This is a genomic window from Lichenibacterium dinghuense, from assembly GCF_021730615.1.
Classification (GTDB): Bacteria; Pseudomonadota; Alphaproteobacteria; order Rhizobiales; family Beijerinckiaceae; genus Lichenihabitans; species Lichenihabitans dinghuensis.
This window is the reverse complement of sequence record NZ_JAJLMN010000001.1, coordinates 116,479-139,752: the sequence shown is the minus strand read 5'-3', so window position 1 is coordinate 139,752 and position 23,274 is coordinate 116,479. Positions and strand designations below refer to the sequence as shown.

General features: G+C 71.9%; 22 protein-coding genes. 7 read left to right on the top strand and 15 right to left on the bottom strand.

Annotation, left to right across the window (positions count from 1 at the left end):
• Complete coding sequence (gene lptF, locus L7N97_RS00675; RefSeq protein ID WP_237476462.1) at positions 1-1,137, bottom strand: LPS export ABC transporter permease LptF; 1,137 nt, start codon at positions 1,135-1,137, stop codon at positions 1-3.
• A gap of 305 nt (positions 1,138-1,442) precedes the next feature.
• On the opposite strand from lptF, the gene L7N97_RS00670 reads away from it, so the two are divergent.
• The 3 genes from L7N97_RS00670 to L7N97_RS00660 are packed head-to-tail and all read left to right on the top strand — an operon-like array spanning position 1,443 to position 4,067.
• Positions 1,443-2,951, top strand: a complete 1,509-nt coding sequence (locus L7N97_RS00670) for a leucyl aminopeptidase (RefSeq protein WP_237476461.1) — start codon at positions 1,443-1,445, stop codon at positions 2,949-2,951.
• 7 nt (positions 2,952-2,958) lie between these two features.
• Positions 2,959-3,417 carry a DNA polymerase III subunit chi gene (locus L7N97_RS00665; RefSeq protein ID WP_237476460.1) on the top strand — a complete coding sequence of 153 codons (459 nt, stop codon included), beginning with the start codon at positions 2,959-2,961 and terminating at the stop codon, positions 3,415-3,417.
• Positions 3,399-4,067 (top strand): DUF1190 domain-containing protein, encoded by a 669-nt coding sequence (locus L7N97_RS00660; protein ID WP_237476459.1) that lies wholly within the window; start codon positions 3,399-3,401, stop codon positions 4,065-4,067. Before L7N97_RS00665 ends, L7N97_RS00660 begins: the two co-directional genes overlap by 19 nt.
• 104 nt (positions 4,068-4,171) lie before the next feature.
• On the opposite strand, the gene L7N97_RS00655 is transcribed toward L7N97_RS00660, so the two are convergent.
• From L7N97_RS00655 to lptM, 7 genes are all read right to left on the bottom strand, one after another.
• Positions 4,172-7,363, bottom strand: coding sequence for a multidrug efflux RND transporter permease subunit (locus L7N97_RS00655; protein WP_237476458.1), 3,192 nt, complete (start codon positions 7,361-7,363; stop codon positions 4,172-4,174).
• 2 nt (positions 7,364-7,365) lie between these two features.
• Positions 7,366-8,574 (bottom strand): efflux RND transporter periplasmic adaptor subunit, encoded by a 1,209-nt coding sequence (locus tag L7N97_RS00650; protein WP_237476457.1) that lies wholly within the window; start codon positions 8,572-8,574, stop codon positions 7,366-7,368.
• A 295-nt stretch (positions 8,575-8,869) separates the two neighbouring features.
• The gene (locus tag L7N97_RS00645; protein ID WP_237476456.1) at positions 8,870-9,310 is read right to left on the bottom strand and encodes a hypothetical protein; all 441 of its coding nucleotides are present in this window, start codon (positions 9,308-9,310) and stop codon (positions 8,870-8,872) included.
• A gap of 81 nt (positions 9,311-9,391) precedes the next feature.
• Positions 9,392-10,843: a S41 family peptidase gene (locus L7N97_RS00640; RefSeq protein ID WP_237476455.1), complete on the bottom strand. Its 1,452-nt coding sequence runs from the start codon at positions 10,841-10,843 to the stop codon at positions 9,392-9,394.
• A complete protein-coding gene (locus tag L7N97_RS00635; RefSeq protein WP_237476454.1) occupies positions 10,840-12,156 on the bottom strand; it encodes a murein hydrolase activator EnvC family protein in 1,317 nt (438 codons plus the stop codon). Before L7N97_RS00635 ends, L7N97_RS00640 begins: the two co-directional genes overlap by 4 nt.
• Positions 12,157-12,254: 98 nt before the next feature.
• Positions 12,255-13,526, bottom strand: a complete 1,272-nt coding sequence (gene lysA / locus L7N97_RS00630; protein WP_237476453.1) for a diaminopimelate decarboxylase — start codon at positions 13,524-13,526, stop codon at positions 12,255-12,257.
• An 8-nt stretch (positions 13,527-13,534) separates the two neighbouring features.
• Entirely contained in the window at positions 13,535-13,765 is a 231-nt protein-coding gene (lptM, locus tag L7N97_RS00625; RefSeq protein ID WP_237476452.1) for an LPS translocon maturation chaperone LptM, read from the bottom strand.
• A 112-nt stretch (positions 13,766-13,877) separates the two neighbouring features.
• Here lptM and L7N97_RS00620 point away from each other — a divergent pair, with 112 nt between their 5' ends.
• Entirely contained in the window at positions 13,878-14,777 is a 900-nt protein-coding gene (locus tag L7N97_RS00620; protein ID WP_237476451.1) for a LysR family transcriptional regulator, read from the top strand.
• A gap of 43 nt (positions 14,778-14,820) precedes the next feature.
• Here the strand turns inward: L7N97_RS00620 and argH are convergent, their stop codons facing one another.
• The gene (gene argH, locus L7N97_RS00615; protein ID WP_237476450.1) at positions 14,821-16,200 is read right to left on the bottom strand and encodes an argininosuccinate lyase; all 1,380 of its coding nucleotides are present in this window, start codon (positions 16,198-16,200) and stop codon (positions 14,821-14,823) included.
• 24 nt (positions 16,201-16,224) lie between these two features.
• Between argH and tlpA the strand changes: the two genes are divergently transcribed.
• Positions 16,225-16,884: a thiol:disulfide interchange protein TlpA gene (tlpA, locus tag L7N97_RS00610; protein WP_255721586.1), complete on the top strand. Its 660-nt coding sequence runs from the start codon at positions 16,225-16,227 to the stop codon at positions 16,882-16,884.
• Between the two features lie 7 nt (positions 16,885-16,891).
• On the opposite strand, the gene L7N97_RS00605 is transcribed toward tlpA, so the two are convergent.
• The 3 genes from L7N97_RS00605 to L7N97_RS00595 are packed head-to-tail and all read right to left on the bottom strand — an operon-like array spanning position 16,892 to position 18,607.
• The gene (locus tag L7N97_RS00605; protein ID WP_237476448.1) at positions 16,892-17,362 is read right to left on the bottom strand and encodes a ribonuclease toxin HepT-like protein; all 471 of its coding nucleotides are present in this window, start codon (positions 17,360-17,362) and stop codon (positions 16,892-16,894) included.
• Positions 17,362-17,697 (bottom strand): nucleotidyltransferase domain-containing protein, encoded by a 336-nt coding sequence (locus tag L7N97_RS00600; RefSeq protein ID WP_237476447.1) that lies wholly within the window; start codon positions 17,695-17,697, stop codon positions 17,362-17,364. The genes L7N97_RS00605 and L7N97_RS00600 overlap by 1 nt, the downstream gene beginning before the upstream one ends.
• 22 nt (positions 17,698-17,719) lie before the next feature.
• Positions 17,720-18,607, bottom strand: a complete 888-nt coding sequence (locus L7N97_RS00595; protein WP_237476446.1) for a cation diffusion facilitator family transporter — start codon at positions 18,605-18,607, stop codon at positions 17,720-17,722.
• Between the two features lie 170 nt (positions 18,608-18,777).
• Between L7N97_RS00595 and L7N97_RS00590 the strand changes: the two genes are divergently transcribed.
• On the top strand, positions 18,778-19,719 hold the full coding sequence (locus L7N97_RS00590) for a nucleoside hydrolase (protein WP_237476445.1): 942 nt from the start codon (positions 18,778-18,780) through the stop codon (positions 19,717-19,719).
• Between the two features lie 86 nt (positions 19,720-19,805).
• Positions 19,806-21,632: a glycoside hydrolase family 15 protein gene (locus L7N97_RS00585; protein WP_237476444.1), complete on the top strand. Its 1,827-nt coding sequence runs from the start codon at positions 19,806-19,808 to the stop codon at positions 21,630-21,632.
• 58 nt (positions 21,633-21,690) lie between these two features.
• Here L7N97_RS00585 and L7N97_RS00580 read toward each other — a convergent pair whose 3' ends face one another.
• From L7N97_RS00580 to L7N97_RS00570, 3 genes are all read right to left on the bottom strand, one after another.
• The gene (locus L7N97_RS00580; RefSeq protein WP_237476443.1) at positions 21,691-22,152 is read right to left on the bottom strand and encodes a GNAT family N-acetyltransferase; all 462 of its coding nucleotides are present in this window, start codon (positions 22,150-22,152) and stop codon (positions 21,691-21,693) included.
• 20 nt (positions 22,153-22,172) lie between these two features.
• Positions 22,173-22,619 carry a transposase gene (locus L7N97_RS00575; RefSeq protein WP_309242860.1) on the bottom strand — a complete coding sequence of 149 codons (447 nt, stop codon included), beginning with the start codon at positions 22,617-22,619 and terminating at the stop codon, positions 22,173-22,175.
• A gap of 81 nt (positions 22,620-22,700) precedes the next feature.
• Positions 22,701-23,234 (bottom strand): helix-turn-helix domain-containing protein, encoded by a 534-nt coding sequence (locus L7N97_RS00570; RefSeq protein ID WP_237476441.1) that lies wholly within the window; start codon positions 23,232-23,234, stop codon positions 22,701-22,703.
• Between the last annotated feature and the right edge of the window lie 40 nt (positions 23,235-23,274).

Genomic DNA, 23,274 nt, shown 5'->3' with positions numbered 1-23,274 from the left:
TCACGCGGCCTGGGGCACGGGCATGCGCAGCGGCTCGCGCCGCCGCGGCAGCCCGATGCGCGGCGCGAAGATGTAGAGCAGCGCCCCGAGGAGGCCGACCGCCGGCACCGCGTAGTCGGCCGGCACCCAGGCGGCGGATTTCGCCACGAAGCCCGAGGCCGCGAAGCCGGCCCCGCGCACGGCCGCCACCGCCACCACGGCGCCCACCATGGCGCGCCAGTTGCCGGAGCGCGTGGTGCGGGGCTGCGACAGCGCCGCGAAGGCGATGAGGCCGAAAGCCAGCGCGTAGAGCGGACCCGAGAAGCGATCGTGCAGCTCCGACCGGTAGCGGCCCTCCTGGAACTTCACCGTCGGATCCTTCATGTCCGGGTGCAGCAGCTCGCGCGTGGAGCGCTCGCGCGGCCGCAGCGGGGCGCCCTCGCCCTCGGAGCCGAACTGCGCGAGGTCGAGCGCGTAGCGCTGGAAGGCCACGATGGCGGCGTCGCGGCTGCCCGGCTGGTGGCGCTGGATCGAGCCGTCGTTCAGCACGAGGTAGTTGTTGTCGTCGTTGGACCAGGTCTGGCCGCTGTCCGCGACGTAGGACGAGATGTGGTTCGGGTCGCGGCGGTCCTCCATGAGGATGCCGTGCAGCGAGCCGTCCCGCCCGCGCTCGCGGTAGTGGAAGATGAAGCCCTGGTCGAGCGTCGTGAAGGTGCCCTCGCGCACCACGTGGGTGATGAAGTCCGCGCGGATCTTCATCACGAGGTCGCGCAGCTCGCGGAAGCTCCACGGCATGAGGTAGAGCGACATCGCGCCCACCATCAGCGTCACCAGCACGGTGAGCAGGACGAAGGGCCTCAGCAGCCGCACCGGCGACAGGCCGGCGGCGCTCATCACGATGAGCTCGCTGTCGCCGTTGAGCTTGTTCAAGGTGTAGAGCACCGCGATGAACAGCGCGATGGGCGCGATCACGGTGATCAGCGCCGGGATGCCCAGCGCGGTCACGCCCAGGAACACCAGCAGCGACTGGCCCTTGGTGGTGAGCAGGTCGAATTCCTTCAGCGCCTGCGTGATCCAGATCACGGCCGTCAGCACACCGAGCGCCACGAGGAAGGACGATCGCACGATGCGGAAGATGTAGGCCTCGACGAGCGACATGCTGCTCCGGTCATGCTCGGACTCGGGATGAGCCCGCTCGGGAACGGTCCCCCGACGCTCCACCGTCAGGGGTAGAAGGGGGGCGCCGGCGGCGCAAGCCGCGCCGCGGGCCGCGGCGGCGGACCCGCCGATTTGGCCCAGGGCCGTTGCGGCGAGATCACTCCTAACGGGTCGGAGCGGTCATTTTGGGGCGAAAATCGGGGGCGAAACGGGGGAGCGCCGAAGCCGCACCCCTTGGTTCGACAGGGGGAACCGGTATGTATCGGGGACACGCCAGACCGGCTCCCCGACCCGACGAGCTCCCGATGTCCGACTTCGCAGAGATCGCTTTCACCCCGCTCCACGGCGCCCGGGCGGGTGCGGACGGATCCGACACGCTCGTCGTCTTCGTCGGCGGCGATCTCCGTCCGGGCGCCGCCGCCTCCGACGTCCTCGGGGCCGCCGCCGGGCTGATCGCGCCGGCCGCCGCGGCGGCGAAGTTCAAGGGCAAGGCCAGGACCGCGCTCGACCTCTACGCCCCCGCGGGGCTCGGCGTCGGCCGGCTGCTCGTCGTCGGCACGGAGGCGAAGACGCCCCCGGCCGGCCCGGAGCTCGTGACGCTCGGCGGCTTCGTGATGGGCAAGCTGCGGGACGGCGCGCGGGCGACCGTGCTCCTCGACCTGCCGGGCCGCGAGGCCGACGCCCGCGCGGCCGCCGAGTTCGCGCAGGGGCTCCAGCTCCGCGCCTACCGCTTCGACCGCTACAAGACCAAGCGCAAGGACGACGAGGAGAAGCGCGAGCCCGTGGCCGTCACGGTCGCGGTCGCCGACGTGGCCGCGTCGGAGGCCGCCGCGGCCCGCGCGGCCGGCGTCGCCGACGGCGTGGAACTCGCCCGCACGCTGGTCAACGAGCCGCCGAACGTGCTGCATCCGATCGAATTCGCGCGACGCGCCTCCGAGCTGTCGCGGCTCGGCGTCGAGGTCGAGATCCTCGATGTCCCGGCGCTGGAGCGGCTGAAGATGGGCGCGCTGCTCGGCGTGGGTCAGGGCTCCGCGCACGAGTCGCGCGTCGCCGTGATGCGCTGGAACGGCGCCGGCGGCGCGACGCAGCCGGTGGCCTTCGTGGGCAAGGGCGTCACCTTCGACACGGGCGGCATCTCCATCAAGGGCGCGGCCGGCATGGAGGACATGAAGGGCGACATGGCGGGCGCGGCCTGCGTCGTGGGCCTGATGCACGCGCTGGCGGCCCGCGAGGCCAAGGTCGACGCGGTGGGGGTGATCGGCCTCGTCGAGAACATGCCGGACGGGCGGGCTCAGCGGCCGGGCGACATCGTCACCTCCATGTCGGGCCAGACGATCGAGATCATCAACACGGACGCCGAAGGGCGGCTCGTGCTGGCCGACGCGCTCTGGTACGTCCAGGAGCGCTTCAAGCCGCGCTTCATGGTCGACCTCGCGACCCTGACGGGCGCGATCCTGGTGGCGCTGGCGAGCGAGCACGCGGGCCTGTTCTCCAACGACGACGAGCTCGCCGAGCGGCTTCGCGTGGCGGGGCTCGCAACGGGCGAGAAGGTGTGGCGCCTTCCGCTCACCCCGGCCTACGACAAGCTGATCGACTCCAAGTTCGCCGACATGAAGAACACCGGCGGCCGTCACGCGGGCTCGATCACGGCGGCGCAGTTCCTGCAGCGCTTCACCAACGACACCCCCTGGGCCCACCTCGACATCGCCGGCACCGGCATGGGCGCGCCCACCGACGACGTGAACCAGAGCTGGGGCACGGGCTGGGGCGTGCGCCTGCTCGACCGACTGGTGGCGGACCACTACGAGGGCTGAGGGCGCCGTGACCGAGGTGTGGTTCTACCACCTCGACCGCTGGCCGCTGCAGCGCGCGCTCCCGTCGCTGCTGGAGAAGGCTCTTCAGCGCGGGTGGCGCGCCGTGGTGCAGGCGGCGACCCCCGAGCGGGTCGACGCCCTCGACGCCGCGCTGTGGACCTACGACGAGGCGAGCTTCCTGCCCCACGGCACAGCGCGCGATGGCGACGCGGAGCTGCAGCCGGTGGTGCTCACCACCGACACCGACAACCCCAACGGCGCCACGGTCCGCTTCATGGTCGACGGCACGGAGGTGCTGCCGGCCCTGGCCGAGGGCTCCTACGAGCGCGTCCTGCTGCTGTTCGACGGCAACGACGCCGAGGAGCGCGCCGGCGCGCGCCGCCAATGGGCCGACTTGAAAAAGGCCGGGCACGGCGTAGCCTACTGGCAGCAGAACGAGGACGGGCGGTGGGACAAGCGCGGCTGATTCGGCACCTCGCCACCGCCGGGGCGGTCGCGCTCCTGTGCGGCGCGCTCCCCTCCGGCGGCGTGCGTGCGGCCGGGGCTAGCCGCTTCGCCTCCTACGACACGGAGGCGAACTGCGTCGCGTCGCACACATTCGCGCCCGCGGCCTGCCGCACCGCCTTCGCCAACGCCCGTTCCGAATATGAAGCGAAGACGCCGTCCTTCGCCAGCGAGGCGCTGTGCACGCGGCGCTACGCGACCTGCATGGCGTGGCCGCCGGGCGCCGCCGGCCGGCCCGCGGGCTATCGCCCGAGCTGGGACGGCGTCGACATCGTCGACACGCCGACCGAGCACAGCGTCACGCCCTCGCCCGGCAGCACCGGTCGAACGGTGCGCTTCGCCGCTCGCTCGCTCGACGCGGAGCCGGCGCGGCTGACGATCCGCGGCGCCTCGATCCCGGCGCCGCCGCTGCGCCAGCCCGCCGCCGCGCCGGTGATCGCCGGGCATCCGGGGCGCCCGAGCGCCGCGCCGGCCTTCGCGGGCGGGGCCGATAAGCCGCTCCCGCCGAGCCCGGCCCCGCCGCCCGGCTCGGGCTTCAGGCTCGAGGACGGCGTGCTGACCTACCCGGCGCCGGCGCGGTTCCAGCCCAGGAACCTGCCGAAGCAGCCGTGAAACGGAGATCGGCCGGAATGCTGGCCTGACGCCGGCCCGGACTGCCCAGATCCCAGCCGACGGGCGAAGCACGCGCGAGGCGCGAGGGGCGCCCCGCGCGCTCGCTACTCCGCCGCCTCGCGGTGCGGCACGGGGCGTTCGTGGGGCAGGAGGTCCGGCTCGCCGGCCGCGACCTTGTCGTTGTGTAGTCCGCCGCCCCCCAGCCACTCCGAGACGCGGTCGAGGTAGATGTAGATCACCGGCGTGGTGAACAGCGTCAGCACCTGGCTGACGATGAGGCCGCCCACCATGGCGTAGCCGAGCGGCTGGCGGATCTCCGAGCCCGTGCCGGTACCGAGCATCAGCGGAATGCCGCCGAGCAGCGCCGCCATGGTGGTCATCAGGATCGGGCGGAAGCGCAGCAGGGCGGCCTTGCGGATCGCCGCCTCGGCGGACAGCCCCTCGTCGCGCTCGGCCACGATGGCGAAGTCGACCAGCATGATGCCGTTCTTCTTCACGATGCCGATCAGCAGGATCACGCCGATCAGCGCGATCAGGCTGAACTCGTAGCCGAACCACATCAGGATCGCGAGCGCGCCGACGCCCGCCGACGGCAGCGTCGACAGGATGGTCAGCGGGTGGATGAAGCTCTCGTAGAGGATGCCGAGGATGATGTAGACCACCACCAGCGCCGCGACGATCAGCAGCGGCACCGTGCTCAGCGACTGCTGGAACGCCTGGGCGGTGCCCTGGAACGTGGTCTGGATGGTGGCGGGCAGGTTCAGCTCGCCCTGCGCCTTGGTGATGGCCGCCGTGGCCTGGCTCAGCGCCGCGCCGGGCGCGAGGTTGAAGGAGATCGTCACCGCGGGGAACTGCCCCTGGTGGCTGATCGCCAGCGGCTGCGTGGGGTCCGTGGTCCAGTGCGCCAGGGCGGACAGCGGCACGTCGCCGCCCGTGATCGGGGAATGCAGGTAGAGCTTGTTCAGCGAGTCCACCTGGCCCTGCAGCTCGGGCAGGATCTCCAGGACGACGTGGTAGCTGTTCACCTGCGTGAAGTACTGCGCCACCTGCCGCTGGCCGAAGGCGTCGTAGAGCGTGTCGTCGATCAGCTGCGCCGTGATGCCGTAGCGCGCCGCCTGGTCGCGGTCGATCGTCAGCGTCAGCGTGGTCCCGGCGGATTGCTGGTCGGTGGCGACGTCGCGCAGCTCGGGCAGGGTCTTCAGCTTGTCGAGCAGCTTCGGCGACCAGACGTTCAGCTCGTCGAAGTTCGGGTCCTGCAGCGTGTACTGGAACTCGGTGCGGGACGAGCGCCCGCCGACGCGGATGTCCTGGGCGGCCTGCATGAACAGCGCCGCGCCCTCGATCTGGGCGATCTTCGGGCGGAGCCGCGCGATGATCTGCTGTGCGGTGGCCTCGCGCTCGTCGCGCGGCTTCAGCGTGATGTAGACGCGCGCGTTGTTGGTGGCGCCGGAGCCGCCGGTGGCGATGGCGGTCGAGTAGACGGCCGGGTCCTTCACCACGACGGCGGAGATCTGCTCCAGCTTGCGCGACATGTCGGCGAAGGAGATGTCCTGCGACCCCTCCGCCTGGCCGATGATCAGGCCCGTGTCCTGGCTCGGGAAGAAGCCCTTGGGGATGATGGTGAACAGGTAGCCGGTGAGCGCCACCGTGGCGAAGAACACCAGCAGCGTGGCGAAGCGCCAGCGCAGGCAGGCGTCGAGGCCGATCTCGTAGGCGCGCAGGATGGCGTCGAACATCCGCTCGCTCGCCATGTAGAGGCGGCCGTGCTCGGCGTGGCCGTGCTCCTTCAGGAACCGCGACGCCATCATGGGCGTGAGCGTGAGCGACACGAAGGCCGACACCAGGATGGTCATGGCCAGCGTGATCGAGAACTCGCGGAACAGCCGGCCGACGATGCCGCTCATCAGCAGCAGGGGGATCAGCACGGCGATCAGCGAGATCGAGATCGACAGGATGGTGAAGCCGATCTCGCCCGCGCCCTTCATGGCGGCCTCATAGGGGCTCAGGCCCTCCTCGAGGTGGCGCTCGATGTTCTCCAGCATGACGATGGCGTCGTCGACCACGAAGCCGACCGAGATGGTCAGCGCCATCAGCGACAGGTTGTCGAGGCTGTAGCCCGCGACCCACATCAGCGCGATGGCGCCGAGCAGCGCCAGGGGCACGGTGATGGACGGGATGATCGTCGCCCACAGGCTGCGCAGGAAGACGAAGATCACCATCACGACGAGGCCGATGGTCAGCACCAGCGTGAACTGCACGTCGTCGACCGAGGCGCGGATGGTCTGCGTGCGGTCCGACATGATGTCGAGCTTGATGCCGGCCGGGATCGAGGCCTGGAGGCGGGGCAGCTCGCGCTTGATGTGGTCGACGATGTCGATGACGTTGGCGCCGGGCTGCTTGAAGATGACGAGGAACACGCCGCGCTTGCCGTTGGCCCAGGCGGCTTCCTTCATGTTCTCGGCCGCCGGCACGGCGGTGCCGATGTCGCTGACGCGGACCGGGCCGCCGTTGCGGTAGGCGATGATCGTGTTGTCCCAGCCCTTGGGGTCGAGCAGCTGGTCGTTGGCGTAGATGGTGAAGGACTGCCGCTCGCCGTCGATGTTGCCCTTGGCGGCGTTCACCGTCGTGTTGGACAGGACGGTGCGGACGTCCTCGAGCGACAGGCCCTTGGTGACGAGCTTGGCGGGGTCGATCTGGACGCGGATGGAGGGCTTCTGCTCGCCGCCGATGACCACCTGCGACACGCCGGTGATCTGGCTGATCTGCTGGGCGATCTTGGTGTCGGCGTTGTCGTCCACCACCGTCAGGGGCAGGATGTCGGAGGTCGCCGACAGCAGCATGATGGGCGAGTCGGCCGGGTTGACCTTGCGCCAGGTCGGCGGGCTCGGCAGGTTCTTCGGCAGCTGGCCGTTGGCGGCGTTGATGGCCGCCTGCACGTCGTTGGCGGCGCCGTCGATGTTGCGGTCGAGGTCGAACTGGATCGTGATGGAGCTCGACCCCAGCGTCGAGGTCGAGGTCAGCTGAGCCACGCCGGGGATCTGCGCGAACTGGCGTTCGAGCGGCTGCGCCACCGAAGACGCCATCGTGTCGGGGCTGCCGCCCGGCAGGTTCGCCGACACCACGATGGTGGGGAAGTCGACCTGGGGCAGGGGCGCCACGGGCAGCAGCGGGAAGGCCACGAGGCCTACGCAGAACACCGCCAGCATCAGCAGCGTGGTGGCGATAGGATGCTTGATGAAGGGGGCCGAGATGCCGCCCGAGATGGCGGCGGTGTGGCTCTGCTTGTGCCCGCTCATGCTCAGGAGTCCCCCTGCGCGGTCTTGACGCCGCTGTCGGGCACGATCCGCACGGGCGTGTGGGCCTGGAGCCGGTACTGCCCCGCCGTGACGACGCGCTCGCCGGCCTTGACGCCGTCCGACACCACGGCCTCGTCGTCGTCGGAGAAGGACACCTTGATGGGCCGCACGTCGACCTTGTCGTCGCCACCGATCACGAAGGCGTAGAGCCCGCTCGGCCCGTGCTGCACGGCCGAGAAGGGGATCAGCACGACGTCCTGGAGGGTCCTGACCTTGAGCTTGGTCGACACCGACAGGCCGGGCCACAGCTTGTGGTCGGTGTTGGCGAAGGTGCCCTTGAGGCGGATGGTGCCGCTCGAGGTGTCGATCTCGTTGTTGAAGGTTTCGAGCGTGCCGCTCGCCAGCGGCTGCGACCCGTCCGACGACAGCGCCTCGACCGACAGCGGACCCGCCTTGCGGCCGGCGGTGATGCCGGCCAGCGTGTTCTCGGGCTCGGTGAAGACGACCGATATGGGCTCGATCTGGGCGATGGACACGATGCCGGTGGCGCTCGACGCGTTGACGATGTTGCCCTGGTCGACGAGGCGGAAGCCGACGCGGCCGGTGATCGGCGCCTTGATGGTGGCGTAGCTGAGCTGCGTCGTGGCGTTCTCGATCATGGCGTCGTCGGCCGCGACCTGGGCCGTGAGCTGCGCCACGGACGAGGTCTGCGTGTCGAGCGTCTGCCGCGTCACGTAGTTGTTGTTGATCAGCGACTGCGAGCGGGCGAGGTCGCGCTTGGTGTTGTCGAGGTTGGCCTGATCCTGCTGCCGCTTCGCCTTGGCTTGGTCGAGCGCCGCCTGATAGGGCCGGGGATCGATCTGCACGAGCAGGTCGCCCTGATGGACGATCTGCCCCTCGTCGAAGTTGATGGTGACGACCTGTCCGTCGACGCGGCTGCGCACCAGAACGGTGTTGTAGGGCTGCACGGTGCCGAGGCTCGACAGGATCACGGGAAAGGCCCCCGTCTTGGCCTCGGCGGCGCTCACCGGGACGGCAGGCACCTCCTTCGACGCGGCCTTCGCGGCGTCGTGCTTGGGGTGGACGCGGTCGAGGCCCGCCTGCACGACCGGGCCGACGCGGTTCCAGTCGTAGTAGCAGTATCCCGCCCCGGCGCAGAGCAGCGCGATGGTGAAGAGGCGCAGGCTGGTGCGCCGCGGGCGATCGGACATCGTCGTTCCTCGACACGGGGGGAAGACCGGCCGGCGAGGCCCGCGGATCGGACCCGCCGGTGGAACCAGCGCGCGGCGATCCGTCCGGCATCGGCGGATGTGGTGACGCCCCGCGTGCGACCTCCGCGGTGGGGCGGGACGTCGGCGCGGGGATGGTCCACAGCCGACGACCTTGCGGCCGCCGATCCTTCTGACGTCCTACAAATAAGGCCGGGGCGGCCGAGCTTCGACTAAAAACTTCTTCATCGACAACGCCCTGCGCATCGATCGGTGCCACGCCGCATGCTGCGTCGGGTCAGCGCGCGGCCCCGGCGTCCGGCACGCGCAGCGTCTGGCCGCCCTGCCCGGAGGGGGGCGCCGGGGACGGCGCGGGCGACATCCGGCGCGGGCGCACGACGCGCACGCCGTTCTCGATCTCGACGTCCTGGTCGTCGCGCGGCGGCGGCAGGCCCGCCGGGGGAGGGGCGACAGAGGCCGGGGGGGAAGCCCGGGGCGGCGCGGGCGGCGCCTCGACGAGGGGCGCCGGCGCCGCGGGGGCCGGCGGCAGGCGCTCGATGGGCCCGACCGCCACGGGCATGCCGCGGTCGCCGGTGTCGCGCCACCAGGACACGACGAGCAGCAGCGCCAGCGCCGCGAGCATCACGCACAGGACGACGGCGGGCGCCGATGGCCGCGGCGTGCGGCGGGCGGGCTCGGCGCGGCCCGTCCCGAGGGGGTCGAAGAGTCCGCCGGTCATCGGAGATCCTGCCCAAAACGGGAGCGGCCCGGCAGGGGCCGGGCCGCGGAGCGCATCTCGGGAACGCCGAGCCGCCGCGCCTCAGGGAGCCTTGGAGGTGTCCGGCTTGGCGGGGTCGGGCTTCAGCGTGTCGACCTTGGGGGTGTCGCCCTTCGGCGCGTCCGCCTTGGCGGCCTCGGTCTTGGTGGAGTCGGCCTTGGTCATCTCGGCCGCCTTGGTGGTGTCGCTGGCCGTCCTCGACTTGATGTCGACGCCGTGCAGCAGGTCGATTGCGGCGATGAGCTGCTTGTCGTTCTTGCTGTCCGGCGGCACGTAGGCCTGCGAGCCCTGCTTCTCGTCGGTGGCGGCGCCGTTCATCAGGTGGCCCTTCAGCGAGGCCTCGCCCTTGGTGTCGTCCTTGCCCTTCAGGTCGTCCGGCACGTCCTCGAGCACCACGTCCTCGGGCTCGATGCCCTTGGCCTGAATCGAGCGGCCCGACGGCGTGTAGTAGCGCGCCGTGGTGAGGCGCAGGGCGCCGTTGCTGCCGAGCGGGATGATGGTCTGCACCGACCCCTTGCCGAAGGACCGCGTGCCGATGATCGTCGCCCGCTTGTGGTCCTGGAGCGCGCCGGCGACGATCTCGGAGGCCGAGGCCGAGCCGCCGTTGATCAGCACGACCAGCGGCTTGCCGTGGCTGAGGTCGTAGCCCGGACGGGCGTTGTAGCGCTGCGTCTCGTCGGCGTTGCGGCCGCGGGTCGACACGATCTCGCCGTGGTCGATGAAGGCGTTGGACACCTCGATCGACTGGTCGAGCAGGCCGCCCGGGTTGTTGCGCAGGTCGACGATGTAGCCCTTGAACTTGTCGTTCGGAATGTCGGCCGCGAACTTCGCCATGGCCTGCTTCAGGCCGTCGAAGGTCTGCTCGTTAAACTGCGAGATGCGGACGTATCCGATGTCGCCCTTCTCCTCGAACTTCACCGACTTGATGGTGATGTTGGCGCGGTTGAGCTTGTAGTCCGTGCCGTCCTTGTCCTTGCCGCGGACGATCTTCAGCGTCACGGGCGTGCCCACCACGCCGCGCATCTTGTCGACCGCCTGGTTCAGCGTCATGCCTGAGACGGGGTCGCCGTCGATGGCCGTGATGAGGTCGCCGGACTGGATGCCGGCCTTGGAGGCCGGGGTGTCGTCGATGGGGGTGACGACCTTGATCACGCCGTCGTCCTGGCTGACCTCGATGCCGAGCCCGCCGAACTCGCCGCGGGTCTGCACCTGCATGTCGCGGTAGGCTTTCGCGTCCATGTAGCTCGAATGAGGGTCGAGCGAGGTCAGCATGCCGTTGATGGCCGCCTCGACGAGCTTCGCCTCGTCGGGCTTCTCGACGTAGTCGGTGCGGATCTTTTCGAACACGTCGCCGAACAGGTTGAGGTTGCGGTAGGTGTCGGAGTTGGCCGCGAAAGCGGGGCTCCCCGACAGAACGCTCGTCTGGAGGGCGACCGTGGCGGCGGTCGCGCCGAGCGCCGCGCCGGCCACGACCAGGGATACCTTGCGCATCATCCGCGGACCTTTTGTGATTCGGCTTTCGCCCACCAGGGGGCGGGGTCGATCGCCGCCCCGTCTTTCCGGAACTCAACATAAAGAACGGGGTCACCCGCGCCAAGGGCGATCGCGGAGGCGGCCCGGACCGAGCCGTCGCCCATCGCCCCGAGCGGTTCCCCCGCCAGCACGAACTGGCCCGGCGCCACGTCGATGCGCGCGAGGCCGGCCAGCACGACGTAGTAGCCGTCCCCCATCGTCATGATGAGCAACTGGCCGTAGGAGCGGTAGGGTCCCGAGAACGAGATCCAACCGTCGGCGGGTGCCGTCACGACCGCGCCCGGCCGCGCCGCCACGGACTGCCCCCGCGACTGGCCGCCGTAGTCGTCGGCCGCGCCGAAGGCCTTCACGATGCGCCCGACCACGGGGAGCGTCAATCGGCCCCTGGTGTCGCCGAAGGGCGTTGCGGGCGTGAGGCGCGCCGGATCGCGCCCGCCCGCCGCCGCGGCCTTGGCGGCGACGCCGGCCGCGTCCGCCTCGGCGGCCCGGCGCCGCGCTTCGTCGGCGCGCTGCGCCGCGGCGGCGTCGCTTTCGAGGCGCGCCACGAGGTCCTTCAGCCCCGTCGCGTCGGCCGCCAGGGCGGCGGCGCGCCGGCGCTCGCCGTCGAGCGCGCCTTCCGCCGCGGCCTGAGCGGCCTGCCGGGCCGCGACGAGGTCGTCGAGCCGCGCCCGCTCGGCGCCGAGCGACGCCGTCTCGACCCCGAGCGCGTCGCGCTCGCCGGCCGCGAGGGAGCGGAGCCGGCCGAGCTCCGCCAGGTCGGACGCGAGGTCGCGGGCGGCCGACCGAAGCTCGGGCACCACGGCGCCGAGCAGGGTGGCGGACCGGACGGCGTCCATCACGTCGTCGGGGCGCGCCAGCAGCGCGGGCAGGGGGTGGAGGCCGAGGCGCTGGAGCGCCGCCAGCACGCGCGCGGTGTCGCCGCGCCGCGCCGCCAGCGAGCGCCGGAGCGCGTCCTCGCGGCCGGCGATGAGGTCGAGCCGGGCTTCGACGGCGGTGGACCGCGCTTCCATCTCGCGCACGCGCGCCGTGGTCCCGACCAGGGCCGCCGAAAGCCGGGCGCGGTCGGCCTTGATGGCGTCGAGGTCGCCCTCGGTGCGGCGCCGGTCGGCCTCCGCGGCCGCGGCGGCGCTGAGCGCGTCCTGCAGGCGCCGCTTTCGGTCCGCGAGCGCGTCGGGCGCGGCCTGCCCGGCGGGCGCGGGCTCGGCCGCGCGGAGCGGGCCGGGCGCGACGGGCGCCGCCAGCGCGATCAGACCGAGGAGGGGGGCCCAGCGCATGGTTCGGACGGGCTCTCGGCGGGACGGTCCCGACGAGACGCGAGGTTAGCCGGCGTCGGCGTCGCGATTGTGGCGCCGCGTCGGGCGCCGGAGCGGCGTCAGTCGAGCCAGGCCGGCACGCGGTCGAGGCCGATCAGCTCCTCGTAGGAGGTGCGCGGCCGGATCACGGCGTGGCGGTCCCCGTCCACCATCACCTCGGGCACCAGCAGCCGCGTGTTGTAGGTGCCGGCCTGCACGGCCCCGTAGGCCCCGGCCGACATCACCGCCACGAGGTCGCCGGCCGCGACGGCCGGGAAGGGCCGCGCGCGGGCGAGGTAGTCGCCCGTCTCGCAGACCGGGCCGACGATGTCGGCGGGGTCGAGCAGCGCGCCCGCGGCGGGCTCGGCCACGGTCATCATCTCGTGGTGGGCCTCGTAGAGGGTCGGGCGGATGAGGTCGTTCATGGCGGCGTCCACCACCACGAAGCGCTTGTCGCCGCCGCGCTTGACGAGGACCACCGAGGCCACGAGCGCCCCCGCGTTGCCGACGAGGTAGCGCCCCGGCTCCAGCACGAGGGTGACGCCCGCCTGCCCGAAGTGCCGCTTCGCCAGCTCGGCGTAGCGCTCCGGCCCGAAGGCGGCCGGGTCCTGATCGGCATGGTAGGGGATGCCGAGGCCGCCGCCGAGGTCGACGTGGTCGATCGCGTGGCCCTCCGCCCGCAGCATCGCCAGCGTGTCGGCCATGGCCGCGAAGGTGCGGTCGAACGGGCCGAGGTCCGTGATCTGCGAGCCGATGTGCATGTCGATGCCGGTCACGGCGATCCCCGGCAGGCGCGCCGCCTCGGCGTAGACGTCGCGCGCGCGCTCGATCGGGATGCCGAACTTGTTCTCGGCCTTGCCGGTCGAGATCTTGGCGTGGGTGCCGGCGTCGATGTCGGGGTTCAGCCGGAGGGCGATCCGCGCGGTCGCGCCCTTCGAGGCCGCGATCTCGGAGAGGGTCAGGAGCTCGGGCTCGGACTCCACGTTGAAGCAGTGGATGTCCTCGTCGAGCGCCAGCGCCAGCTCGGCCCGCGTCTTGCCGACGCCCGAGAAGGTGACGCGGCGTCCGGGCACGCCGGCCGCGCGGGCGCGCCGCAGCTCGCCGCCCGACACCACGTCCATGCCGGCGCCGAGGCCGGCGAAGAGGCGCAGCACGGCCTGGTTGGAATTCGCCTTCATGGCGTAGCAGACGAGCGCCGGCAGCGGCGCGAAGCTGTCCGCGAAGGCGCGGAACTGCGCCGCCATGGCGGCGCGCGAGTAGCAGTAGAAGGGCGTGCCCACCTCGGCCGCGATCGCGGCGAGGTCGGCGGATTCGGCGCGGAGCGCGCCGTCCTCGTAGTGGAAAGGCGTCACGGCGGCGGTCACAGGATCGGGTCGAGCACGAAGGGCTGCTGGGGCGGGCGGATCGGCGGGTTCGGCGCGCGCTTGTGGATGCCGGACTTCGACTCCTTGGCCTTCTCGGCGGCGGCGATCGATTCCGGCGTCGGCGGCGGCTCCAGCCGGCCGCGGCGGCCGCATGCGCCCAGGCCCAGGGCGACGATCAGCACCAGGACCGCGGCGCGGACGGCCGAGGGTGAGGGGGGACGCGCCAAGGGGATCTCCGGACGGGTGCGGGTCTTCCCGGCAAGCTGTAGCGGCCTTCGCCGCAGAAAGCTTTAAGCTTCCGCCGAATCTCCGCGACCGCGCCGAGGATGTCACGCCCGCATGCCCGCCCTCGGCTCCCCCTCGCTCGACCAGCTCCGCACCTTCGTGGCCGTGGCGGAAGCGGGCAGCTTCTCGGCGGCCGCGCGGGCGCTGAACCGCCAGCAGTCCGTGATCAGCTACGCCATCGCCACCCTGGAGGAGCAGCTCGGCGGGCTGAAGCTGTTCGACCGCGCGACGCGCCGCCCGACGCTGACCGAGGCCGGCGCCGTGCTGCTCGCCGAGGCGCGCCGGGTGACGATGGGCGTCGACGGGCTGCGGGCGCGGGCGACCGGGCTGCTGGCGGGGCTCGAAGCCGAGCTCGCCGTGGTGGTGGACGTGATGCTGCCGACCGCGACCCTGGTGGAAGCGCTGTCGGCCTTCCGCGCGGCCTTCCCGAGCGTGACGCTGCGGCTGTCCGTCGAGGCGCTGGGCGCCGTGGCGCGGCTCGTGCTCGACGGCACCTGCGCGGTCGGAGTCTGCGGGCCGCTCGCACGCACCACCCCCGGGCTGGAGCACCGGCCGATCGGCGGGGTGCGCCTGCTGCAGGTGGCCTCGCCGGACCACCCCCTCGCGGCGCTGCGCGGCCCCATCCCGCGCGCCGCGCTGCGCGACCACGTGCAGCTCGTGCTGACCGACCGCTCCGACCTCACGCGCGGGCAGGACTTCGGCGTGCTGTCGCCCGAAACCTGGCGGCTCGGCGACCTCGGGGCCAAGCGCGCGCTGCTGCTCGCCGGCCTCGGCTGGGGCGGCATGCCGGATGCGATGGTGGCAGGCGACGTCGCGCGCGGGCGCCTCGTCGTGCTCCACATCGACGGCTGGGAGCCGGTGGAATACCGCATCTTCGCTGTGCACCGCCCCGAGGCGCCGCCGGGCCCGGCCGGGCGCTGGCTCGTCGAGCGGCTGGCGGCGTCGGAGTTTTGAACGAGACGCGGGATCGAAGCGCCGAGGCCCTTCGGAGACCAGGCTACTTCAGCTTCGCCAGCCAGGCTTCGGCCTGCGCCCGCACGTTGGCGGGCGCGGTGCCGCCGTAGCTGGTGCGGCTCGCCACCGACCGGTCGGCCCCGAGCACGTCGAACACCGCCGCGGTGATGCGCGGCTCGACCGCCTGCATGGCGCCGAGCGGCAGGGCTTCGAGCGTGGAGCCGCGCTCGGCTGCCAGCGCCACGATGCGTCCCGTGACATGGTGGGCCTGGCGGAACGGCATGTCGAGCTTCTGCACCAGCCAGTCGGCGAGGTCGGTGGCGGTGGAGAAGCCCGAGCCCGCCGCGGCATTCATGCGGTCGAGGTCCGGCGTCATGTCGCGCACCATGCCGGCCATGGCGGGGATCGTGAGGGCGAGGGCGTCGAGCGCGTCGAACGTGCCCTCCTTGTCCTCCTGCATGTCCTTGGAATAGGCGAGCGGCAGCCCCTTCATCACCACGAGCAGCCCGATCAGGTCGCCGATCACCCGGCCCGACTTGCCGCGCACGAGCTCGGCCGCGTCAGGGTTGCGCTTCTGCGGCATGATGGAGGAGCCGGTGGAGAACCTGTCCGACAGCGCCGCGAAGCCGAACTGCGGCGTCGCCCAGAGCACGATCTCTTCGGCGAAGCGCGACAGGTGCACGGCGCAGATCGCCGCCGCCGACAGGGCTTCGAGAGCGAAGTCGCGGTCCGACACGCTGTCGAGCGAATTGGCGGTCGGCCGGTCGAAGCCGAGCGCCTCGGCGACCGCGTGCCGGTCGATGGGGTAGGAGGTGCCGGCCAGCGCGGCCGATCCCAGCGGCGACTCGTTCATGCGCCGCCGCGCGTCCGAGAAGCGCCCCCGGTCGCGCGCGATCATCTCGACGTAGGCCATCAGGTGGTGGCCGAGCGTCACCGGCTGGGCGGACTGGAGGTGGGTGAAGCCCGGCATCACGCTGTCGGCGTGGGCGAGCGCCTTCTCGGCGAGCGCGAGCTGGAGGTCGTGCAGGGCGGCGTCGACGCCGTCGAGCGTCTCGCGGACCCACAGGCGGAAGTCGAGCGCCACCTGGTCGTTGCGCGAGCGCGCCGTGTGGAGCCGCCCCGCGGCGTCGCCGATCAGGCTGGCGAGCCGCGACTCCACGTTCATGTGAATGTCCTCCAGCGCCCGGGAGAACGTGAAGGTGCCGGCCTCGATTTCGCCCGCGATGCGGTCTAGGCCCGCGTGGATGGCGGCGACGTCGTCGGCCGACACGATGCCCTGCGCGGCCAGCATGGCGGCATGCGCCTTCGATCCGGCGATGTCCTGCGCGGCGAGGCGCTGGTCGAAGCCGATGGAGGCGTTGATCTCCTCCATGATGCTGTCGGGGCTCGACGTGAACCGGCCGCCCCACATCGCGTTGCTCATCGAAGCCTCGGATCGAATTCAAGAATGTCGGACGCGCCCCAGTCGCCCCAGCCCGCACCCGCCCGCCCCCGTCGGGCGCGCCGCATCGCTCTGGGGACGGTCGTGGCCGTCGGGGTCGCGGCGGTCGTATATGGCGTGACGGGCCCTAGCAAGGGCGGGGCCGCGGCCTGCCCGGCGGCGGCGGCCACCACGGCGCGGCTCGACCCGCTGATCCGCGGCGAGGTGGCGGCGCTGAGCCTCGCCCAGCCCGCCCGTGCCGAGCCCGAGATCGCGTTCCGCACCCCGGACGGCCAGCCCACGAGCCTCGCCGCCTTCAAGGGCAAGGCCCTCCTCGTGAACCTGTGGGCGACGTGGTGCGTGCCCTGCCGCAAGGAGATGCCGGCGCTCGACGCCCTCCAGCGGGAGCAGGGGGGGTCGGATTTCCAGGTCGTCGCCGTGAACGTCGACACGGCGCGGCTCGACCGCCCGGCCGAGTTCCTGAAGCAGAACGGCATCCAGGACCTCCCGCTCTATTCCGACCCCACGGCCGACGTGCTGCAGGCCCTGAAGCGCCAGGGCGGGCTGCTCGGCCTGCCGACGACGCTGCTCGTGGACAGGAACGGCTGCGAGATCGGCCGCATGGCGGGGCCGGCCGAATGGGCTTCGCCCGACGGGCAGGCGGTGATTCGCGCGCTGAAGGGCTGAGGGACGCTCAGTCCGGGTCGATGACCGCGCGGAAGCGGGCGAGGGCGGGGCCGATGCCGTCGAGGAAGACGCCGGCTTTGGAGGCGGCGACCGCGGCCCGGTCGTCGTCGAACCGGTCGTAGGCGTGGGCCGCGACGTGCCGGAAGCCGCGCAGGGCGTCGATCGCGATCACCAGCCGTTCGTCGTCCAGGACGGCCGGGCGCTGTCCCGCGAGCGGCGCCGCGAGCCTCTCGATCAGGGCCCTGTGCCAGTCGTGGCCCGCGGGCAGCGGCTCCTCGAGCAGGCCCGTCAGATCCTTCATCGCGTTCTCGAAGGACGTGTAGCCGGCCAGCATGGCGTGCATGAAGGACCCGCGCCGGAAGTACCGTTGCTTGTCGCTCGTGGCGCCCTTGACCTCCTCGAAGGCCTCGATCGCCATGGCGAAGTGGAGCCGCGAATTCGCGAGGCTGCGCTCGATGTCCGCCCATCGCGCGGCCATCATGCGATCACGACGCCCCGGCGCTCGGCCTCGGCCTTGAAGGTCGAGGACAGGTAGGCTCCGGCCTGCGCGTCCGGCGTCATCCCGTTCGCATGGCAGAGGTCTTCGGCGAAGCCGGCCGCCAGCAGGCTGCCCTCGCCGGGGAAGTCGGCGACGATATCGACGTCGCTGTGATCGCGCATGCGCCCCTCGGCGGTCGAGCCGAACCGGATGAAGCGGCCGCCGTGCTCGCGCGCGTAGGCGAGCAGCGCGGCGTCGATCGCGACGATCGCCGCCTCCATGCGCTCCATCTTGCGGCGGTGCCGCTCCTTCAGGGTGACGATCCCATCGGCCATGGCGGCCTCCGCGAAACCTCCGCTACAGTACCACGATCCCCTGGTGCTTGCGCTTGTCCTCGGGCTCGACGTGGATCGTCACCGCCGCGTCCGGCACAGCCTGCTTGAGCACGCGCTCCAGCCGGTCGCAGATGTCGTGCGCCGCCGTCACGGTGGCGTCGCCCGCCACAACGAGGTGGAACTCGACGAAGGTCAGCTTGCCGGCGCAGCGCGTCTTCACGTCGTGCGCCTCGATGGCGCCCTCGGCGTTGGCGGCGATCAGGGCCTTGAGGGCCGTCAGCTCCTCCTCGGGCAGGCCCTCGTCGAGCAGGCCGTTGACGCTCTCCTTCATCAGGCCCCAGCCCGTCCACAGCACGTTGAGCGCGACCAGCGCCGCGATGGCGGGGTCGAGCACGAGCTTGCCGGTGAGCACCACCAGCGACACGCCGACCAGCACGCCGACCGAGGTGACGACGTCGGTCTCGAGGTGGCGTCCGTCGGCGACCAGCGCCGGGGAGCGGTGGCGGCGCCCCTGGCGGCGCAGCACCATGGCCCAGCCGGCGTTGAGCACCGACCCGACTGCGCCGATCCCGAGGCCGAGCCAGGGCGTGTCCAGCGGCTGCGGCGCCAGGTAGGCGAGGTAGGCCTCGCGCAGGATCGCCAGCGCGGCGCAGAGCACCAGCACGCCTTCCAGCACGGCCGACAGGTACTCGGCCTTGGTATGGCCGTAGGGGTGGCGGGCGTCGGCGGGCTGCAGCGACACGTGCAGGGCCCAGACGGCGGCCAGGGCCGTCGCGACGTTGATGATGGATTCGAGGGCGTCGGACAGAAGGGCGACGCTGCCCGTCACCTGCCAGGCATAGAACTTCACCCCGAGCACCGCGAGCGAAACCGCGACGCTGCCCAGGGCGAGCTTCTGCGTTATGATCATCCCGAGTCTTCCGTGCCGATGCCGTCCATCGAAGGGGTGACGCGGCGCGCGGGTGCGAGGCTGGTGCTGGCGCACCGCCCGCGCGGACGAGACCGATAGAGCAGATCGCGGCCGGGGGGAAACTGCCGATCGCGCGAAGCGCAGGACGCCCACAGCCGGCCGGAGGTCCCATGCCGCGCAAGATCATCATCGACACCGACCCCGGCCAGGACGACGCCGTGGCGATCCTCCTCGCGCTGGCCTCGCCCGACGACCTCGACGTGCTCGGCATCGTGGCGGTGGCGGGCAACGTGCCGCTCGCGCTGACCGAGCGCAACGCCCGCCGCATCGTCGAGCTCGCCGGCCGGCCGGAGCTGCCCGTCCACGCCGGCGCGGTGCGGCCCCTGGTGCGCCCGCTCGTCACCGCCGAGCACGTCCACGGCCGCACGGGCCTCGACGGGGCCGACCTGCCGGAGCCCGAGGTCCCGCTCCACCCGCAGCACGGCGTGGACTTCATCGTCGACACGCTGCTGGCGGCCGAGCCCGGCGAGGTGACGCTGTGCACGCTGGGCCCGCTGACCGACGTGGCCCTGGCGCTCAACCGCGCGCCGGAGATCGCGCCGCGCATCCGCGAGATCGTGATGATGGGCGGCGCCTACTTCGAGGTCGGCAACATCACGCCGACGGCCGAGTTCAACGTCTACGTCGACCCCGAGGCCGCGGACGTCGTCATGCGCTCGGGCGTGCCGGTCACCATGCTGCCGCTCGACGTCACCCACCGCGCCCTCGCCACGCCGGCGCGGCTCGACGCCTTCCGCGCGCTCGGCAACCGCGCGGGCGCCACGGTGGCGGGGATGCTCGGCTTCTCGGAGCGCTTCGACAAGGAGAAGTACGCCGGCGCCGGCGCGCCCATCCACGATCCCAACGTCATCGCCTGGCTGCTGCGCCCCGACCTCTACGGCGGACGGCGGGTCAACGTCACGGTGGAATGCGCGAGCCCGCTGACCCTCGGCATGACGGTGGCGGACTATTGGCGCGTGACGAAGCGCGAGCCGAACGCCCTGTTCCTGCGCGAGGTCGACGATGCGGGCTTCTTCGCGCTCCTGACCGAGCGGCTCGCGCGCCTGCCCTGACGCCGCCCGTCCGCGGGCGGCCTCTGTCAACCGGCCCGGCGGATGCTACCTTTCGGCGTCGACGCCAACGTGAAGACGCGGGGACCATGGCTCTCAGGATCGAAGACTACGCGCTGATCGGCAACTGCGAGAGCGCGGCGCTGGTCGGGCTCGACGGCTCCATCGACTGGATGGCCCTGCCGCGCTTCGATTCCCAGGCCTCCTTCGCGGCGCTGCTCGGCACCGCCGAGAACGGCCGCTGGCAGATCGCGCCCGCGGTCCCGGTCGACAGGGTCACGCGGCGCTACCGCGACGGCACGCTGGTGCTGGAAACCACCTTCGAGACCGCGCGGGGCGCCGTGGTGGTGATCGACGCCATGGGGCGGCGCGAGGGCCACGGCGACGTCGTCCGCCTCGTGCGCGGCCTGTCCGGCTCCGTGCCGATGCGGATGGAGGGCGTGCTGCGCCCCGGCTACGGCACGGTGGTGCCCTGGGTCAGCCGGCTCGGCGACGGCCGCATCTCCGCCGTGGCCGGGCCGGACCGCTTCGTGCTGGACACGCCGGTCGAACTGCACGGCGAGGGGTTCCGCACTGTGGGCACCTTCACGGCCGAGGAGGGCAGCGAGACGCCCTTCACGCTGACATGGTCGCCGTCCTACCATCCCGTGCCGAAGCCGGTCGACGCCGCCCAGCTCATCGAGCTCGTCACCGAGGACTGGAACGACTGGACGAAGTCGCACCGCACCGAGACGGCGGGCGACTGGGTGCCCCTCGTGCAGCGCTCGCTCATCACGCTGAAGGCGCTGACCCACTACGAGACCGGCGGCATCGTGGCGGCGCCCACGACCTCGCTGCCGGAGCAGCTCGGCGGCCCGCGCAACTGGGACTACCGCTACTGCTGGCTGCGCGACGCCACGCTGACCCTCTACGCGCTGCTGACCTCCGGCTTCCTCGAGGAGGCGAGCGCCTGGCGCGACTGGCTGATCCGCGCCATCGCGGGCTCGCCCGACCAGATGCAGATCATGTACGGCATCGCGGGCGAGCGCCGCCTCGACGAATACGAGCTGCCCTGGCTCGCGGGCTACGAGGGGTCGACCCCGGTGCGCGTCGGCAACGCCGCGGCCGGCCAGCTCCAGCTCGACGTCTACGGCGAGGTGCTCGACGCCATGTACCAGGCCCGGCGCCTCGGGCTCGCCCCGGACGACAACGGCTGGCACCTCGAACGCGCGCTGGTGGAGCACCTGGAGACGATCTGGCAGGAGCCCGACGAGGGCATCTGGGAGGTGCGCGGCGGCCGCAAGCACTTCACGGCCTCCAAGGTCATGGTCTGGGCCGCCTTCGACCGCGCGATCCGCTCCGTCGAGGAATTCGAGCTCGAGGGGCCGGTCGACCGCTGGCGCGAGGTCCGCGACCGCGTCCACGCCGAGGTCTGCGACATGGGCTACGACGCCGAGCGCGGCCACTTCACCCAGTATTACGGCGGCACCGCGCTCGACGCGAGTCTGCTGATGATGGCCATGGTGGGCTTCCTGCCGGCCGACGACCCGCGCGTGGCCGGCACCGTCAAGGCCATCGAGGAGCACCTGATGGAGGACGGCTTCGTCAAGCGCTACGACGAGACCGGAAACGTCGACGGCCTCGCTGGCGGGCACGAGGGTGCCTTTCTGCCCTGCTCCTTCTGGCTCGCCGACAACTACGTCCTGGCGGGCCGCCTCGACGAGGCCCGGGCGCTGTTCGAGCGGCTGGTCGGCCTCTGCAACGACGTCGGCCTCCTGGCCGAGGAGTATGACGCGCCCGCCCGCCGGCAGGTCGGCAATTTCCCTCAGGCCTTCACTCACGTCGCCCTGGTCAACACGGCCCACAACCTCAGCCGCGAGTTCGGCCCCGCGCAGCACCGCGCCGAGAGCCGCGAGACGGGGGCCGCCGTGGCGTGACGCCGGTCCCGGCCTGCGCGGAGCAGGGGTGGGGCGCCCGCTCCGGGCCGGCCACAGATCACAGCGACAAGTGGAGGAACCGGCTGAACCTGTTCTGCTCGTAGGCGGCGTAGGGGCCGCCGTCCACGAAACCCCTCCGGCGGTAGAGGGCCAGCGCCGGCTCGAAGGCCGGGCCGCTGCCCGTCTCCAGGCTGAGCCGCCGGAGGCCGCGCGACCGGGCGCGCGCGATGATGTGGTCGAGGAGGCGTGCGCCGACGCCCCGGCGGAGGTGGTCGGGATGGGTCCGCATCGACTTGATCTCCCCGGCGCCGTCGCCGAGCGCCTTCAGGGCGCCGATGCCCGCGAGTCGATCGCCGTCCCAGGCGGAGAAGACCGTCACCGCCGGATCGCGAAGGCCCGACAGGTCCAGCGCGAAGACGCCGCCGGGCGGCGAGGAGTCGCGCATGCCGCGAAGATGCAGCGCCAGCAGGTCCTGGACGGCGGCGTGGGTGAGATCGTCCTCTCGGACCGTGATGCTCAAGTGATACGCTTTCCGTTTGATCAGCTCGGGGGGTGATTTTTAGGCCACCAGGCGAAGCTGGTGCGTGAGCTGATGTCGGCCTGGCGGGTGGTGAGGTGTCGGCATCGCTCGCTGACGATGTTTTCGAGCGCGTCCAGGCCGGGGATGAACCTGTCGACGGCGGGTTCGTCAACCAGCGTCCAGAGCGTTTCGGCGGGCTGCGGTTCGGGGCTGTAGGGCGGCAGGTAGACGAGCCTGAGACCGTCCGGGACGGTGAGGCCCGGGCGGGTGTGAAAGCCGGCGTTGTCGAGCAGCAGCACGACGCGCTTGGTGGAACCGGCACCCACCTCCTTGGCGAAGGCGTCGAGCAGACCGGCAAACAGCGGTTTCGACACGCCGTTGGACAGGTACCAAACCCGTTCGCCCGTGGCCGGGCCCACAAAGGCCGTCACATCGAGCCACTGGAAGCGGTGGTGGCCTTCGGCGATCGACGCTCGCCCTTAGGGCCCACACCGAGCGCAGGACCGGCTTCAGGCCGAGGCGGTGCTCGTCGGCGCGGAAGACCTCGATCAACATGCCGGGCTGGGCCGCGGCTTCGGCAGTGACGGCGCCCGCCAGCTTCTTTTGATTGCCTCAGCCGTCTCAGCGGTGGCGAACTTCGGGTTCTTCGGCCGCGGCCGCTGCAGCGAGTAGCTTAGCGCCTGCAACGCGTCCCAGCCGCGCTGAGGCCGTACGCGCTCCAGCCCGAGATGAGCCGCGATGACGTCGGCCACCTTGCGGCTCGACCACAGCCCGCCGTCGGGCGGCGGCTCGGCCAGGCGCAGCCGAACCACCTCCAGCACCTCGGGCGTGAGCAGGCGCGGCTCAGGGCCGTTATGCCGATGTCCGTCGCCCAGAGCGTCGGGCCCGGACGCGTTGTAGCGCTCCAGCGATTGCTCGATCCAGCGCGGCCCGAAGGACGTGACCTTGCTCGTCGCCCCCACCGTGTGGCCCTGCGCCAGAAGCCAGATCACCTGCAGGTGGCGCGCCTCGATCGGCTCGGGACAGCTCCGAAACCGCTGCTCCAGATCCGCAACGCTCAGGTGTTCCGCAACGCGCGCCATGGCTCAGACCTCCTGCCAGACACACAGGCTACGCCGATCG

Excerpts from the sequence above, each read along its gene's own strand:
- lptF (WP_237476462.1), bottom strand. The coding sequence starts at position 1,137 with ATGTCGCTCGTCGAGGCCTACATCTTCCGCATCGTGCGATCGTCCTTC.
- L7N97_RS00670 (WP_237476461.1), top strand. The coding sequence starts at position 1,443 with ATGTCCGACTTCGCAGAGATCGCTTTCACCCCGCTCCACGGCGCCCGG.
- L7N97_RS00655 (WP_237476458.1), bottom strand. The coding sequence starts at position 7,363 with ATGAGCGGGCACAAGCAGAGCCACACCGCCGCCATCTCGGGCGGCATC.
- L7N97_RS00650 (WP_237476457.1), bottom strand. The coding sequence starts at position 8,574 with ATGTCCGATCGCCCGCGGCGCACCAGCCTGCGCCTCTTCACCATCGCG.
- L7N97_RS00645 (WP_237476456.1), bottom strand. The coding sequence starts at position 9,310 with ATGACCGGCGGACTCTTCGACCCCCTCGGGACGGGCCGCGCCGAGCCC.
- L7N97_RS00640 (WP_237476455.1), bottom strand. The coding sequence starts at position 10,843 with ATGATGCGCAAGGTATCCCTGGTCGTGGCCGGCGCGGCGCTCGGCGCG.
- L7N97_RS00635 (WP_237476454.1), bottom strand. The coding sequence starts at position 12,156 with ATGCGCTGGGCCCCCCTCCTCGGTCTGATCGCGCTGGCGGCGCCCGTC.
- L7N97_RS00620 (WP_237476451.1), top strand. The coding sequence starts at position 13,878 with ATGCCCGCCCTCGGCTCCCCCTCGCTCGACCAGCTCCGCACCTTCGTG.
- argH (WP_237476450.1), bottom strand. The coding sequence starts at position 16,200 with ATGAGCAACGCGATGTGGGGCGGCCGGTTCACGTCGAGCCCCGACAGC.
- tlpA (WP_255721586.1), top strand. The coding sequence starts at position 16,225 with ATGTCGGACGCGCCCCAGTCGCCCCAGCCCGCACCCGCCCGCCCCCGT.
- L7N97_RS00605 (WP_237476448.1), bottom strand. The coding sequence starts at position 17,362 with ATGGCCGCGCGATGGGCGGACATCGAGCGCAGCCTCGCGAATTCGCGG.
- L7N97_RS00600 (WP_237476447.1), bottom strand. The coding sequence starts at position 17,697 with ATGGCCGATGGGATCGTCACCCTGAAGGAGCGGCACCGCCGCAAGATG.
- L7N97_RS00595 (WP_237476446.1), bottom strand. The coding sequence starts at position 18,607 with ATGATCATAACGCAGAAGCTCGCCCTGGGCAGCGTCGCGGTTTCGCTC.
- L7N97_RS00590 (WP_237476445.1), top strand. The coding sequence starts at position 18,778 with ATGCCGCGCAAGATCATCATCGACACCGACCCCGGCCAGGACGACGCC.
- L7N97_RS00585 (WP_237476444.1), top strand. The coding sequence starts at position 19,806 with ATGGCTCTCAGGATCGAAGACTACGCGCTGATCGGCAACTGCGAGAGC.
- L7N97_RS00570 (WP_237476441.1), bottom strand. The coding sequence starts at position 23,234 with ATGGCGCGCGTTGCGGAACACCTGAGCGTTGCGGATCTGGAGCAGCGG.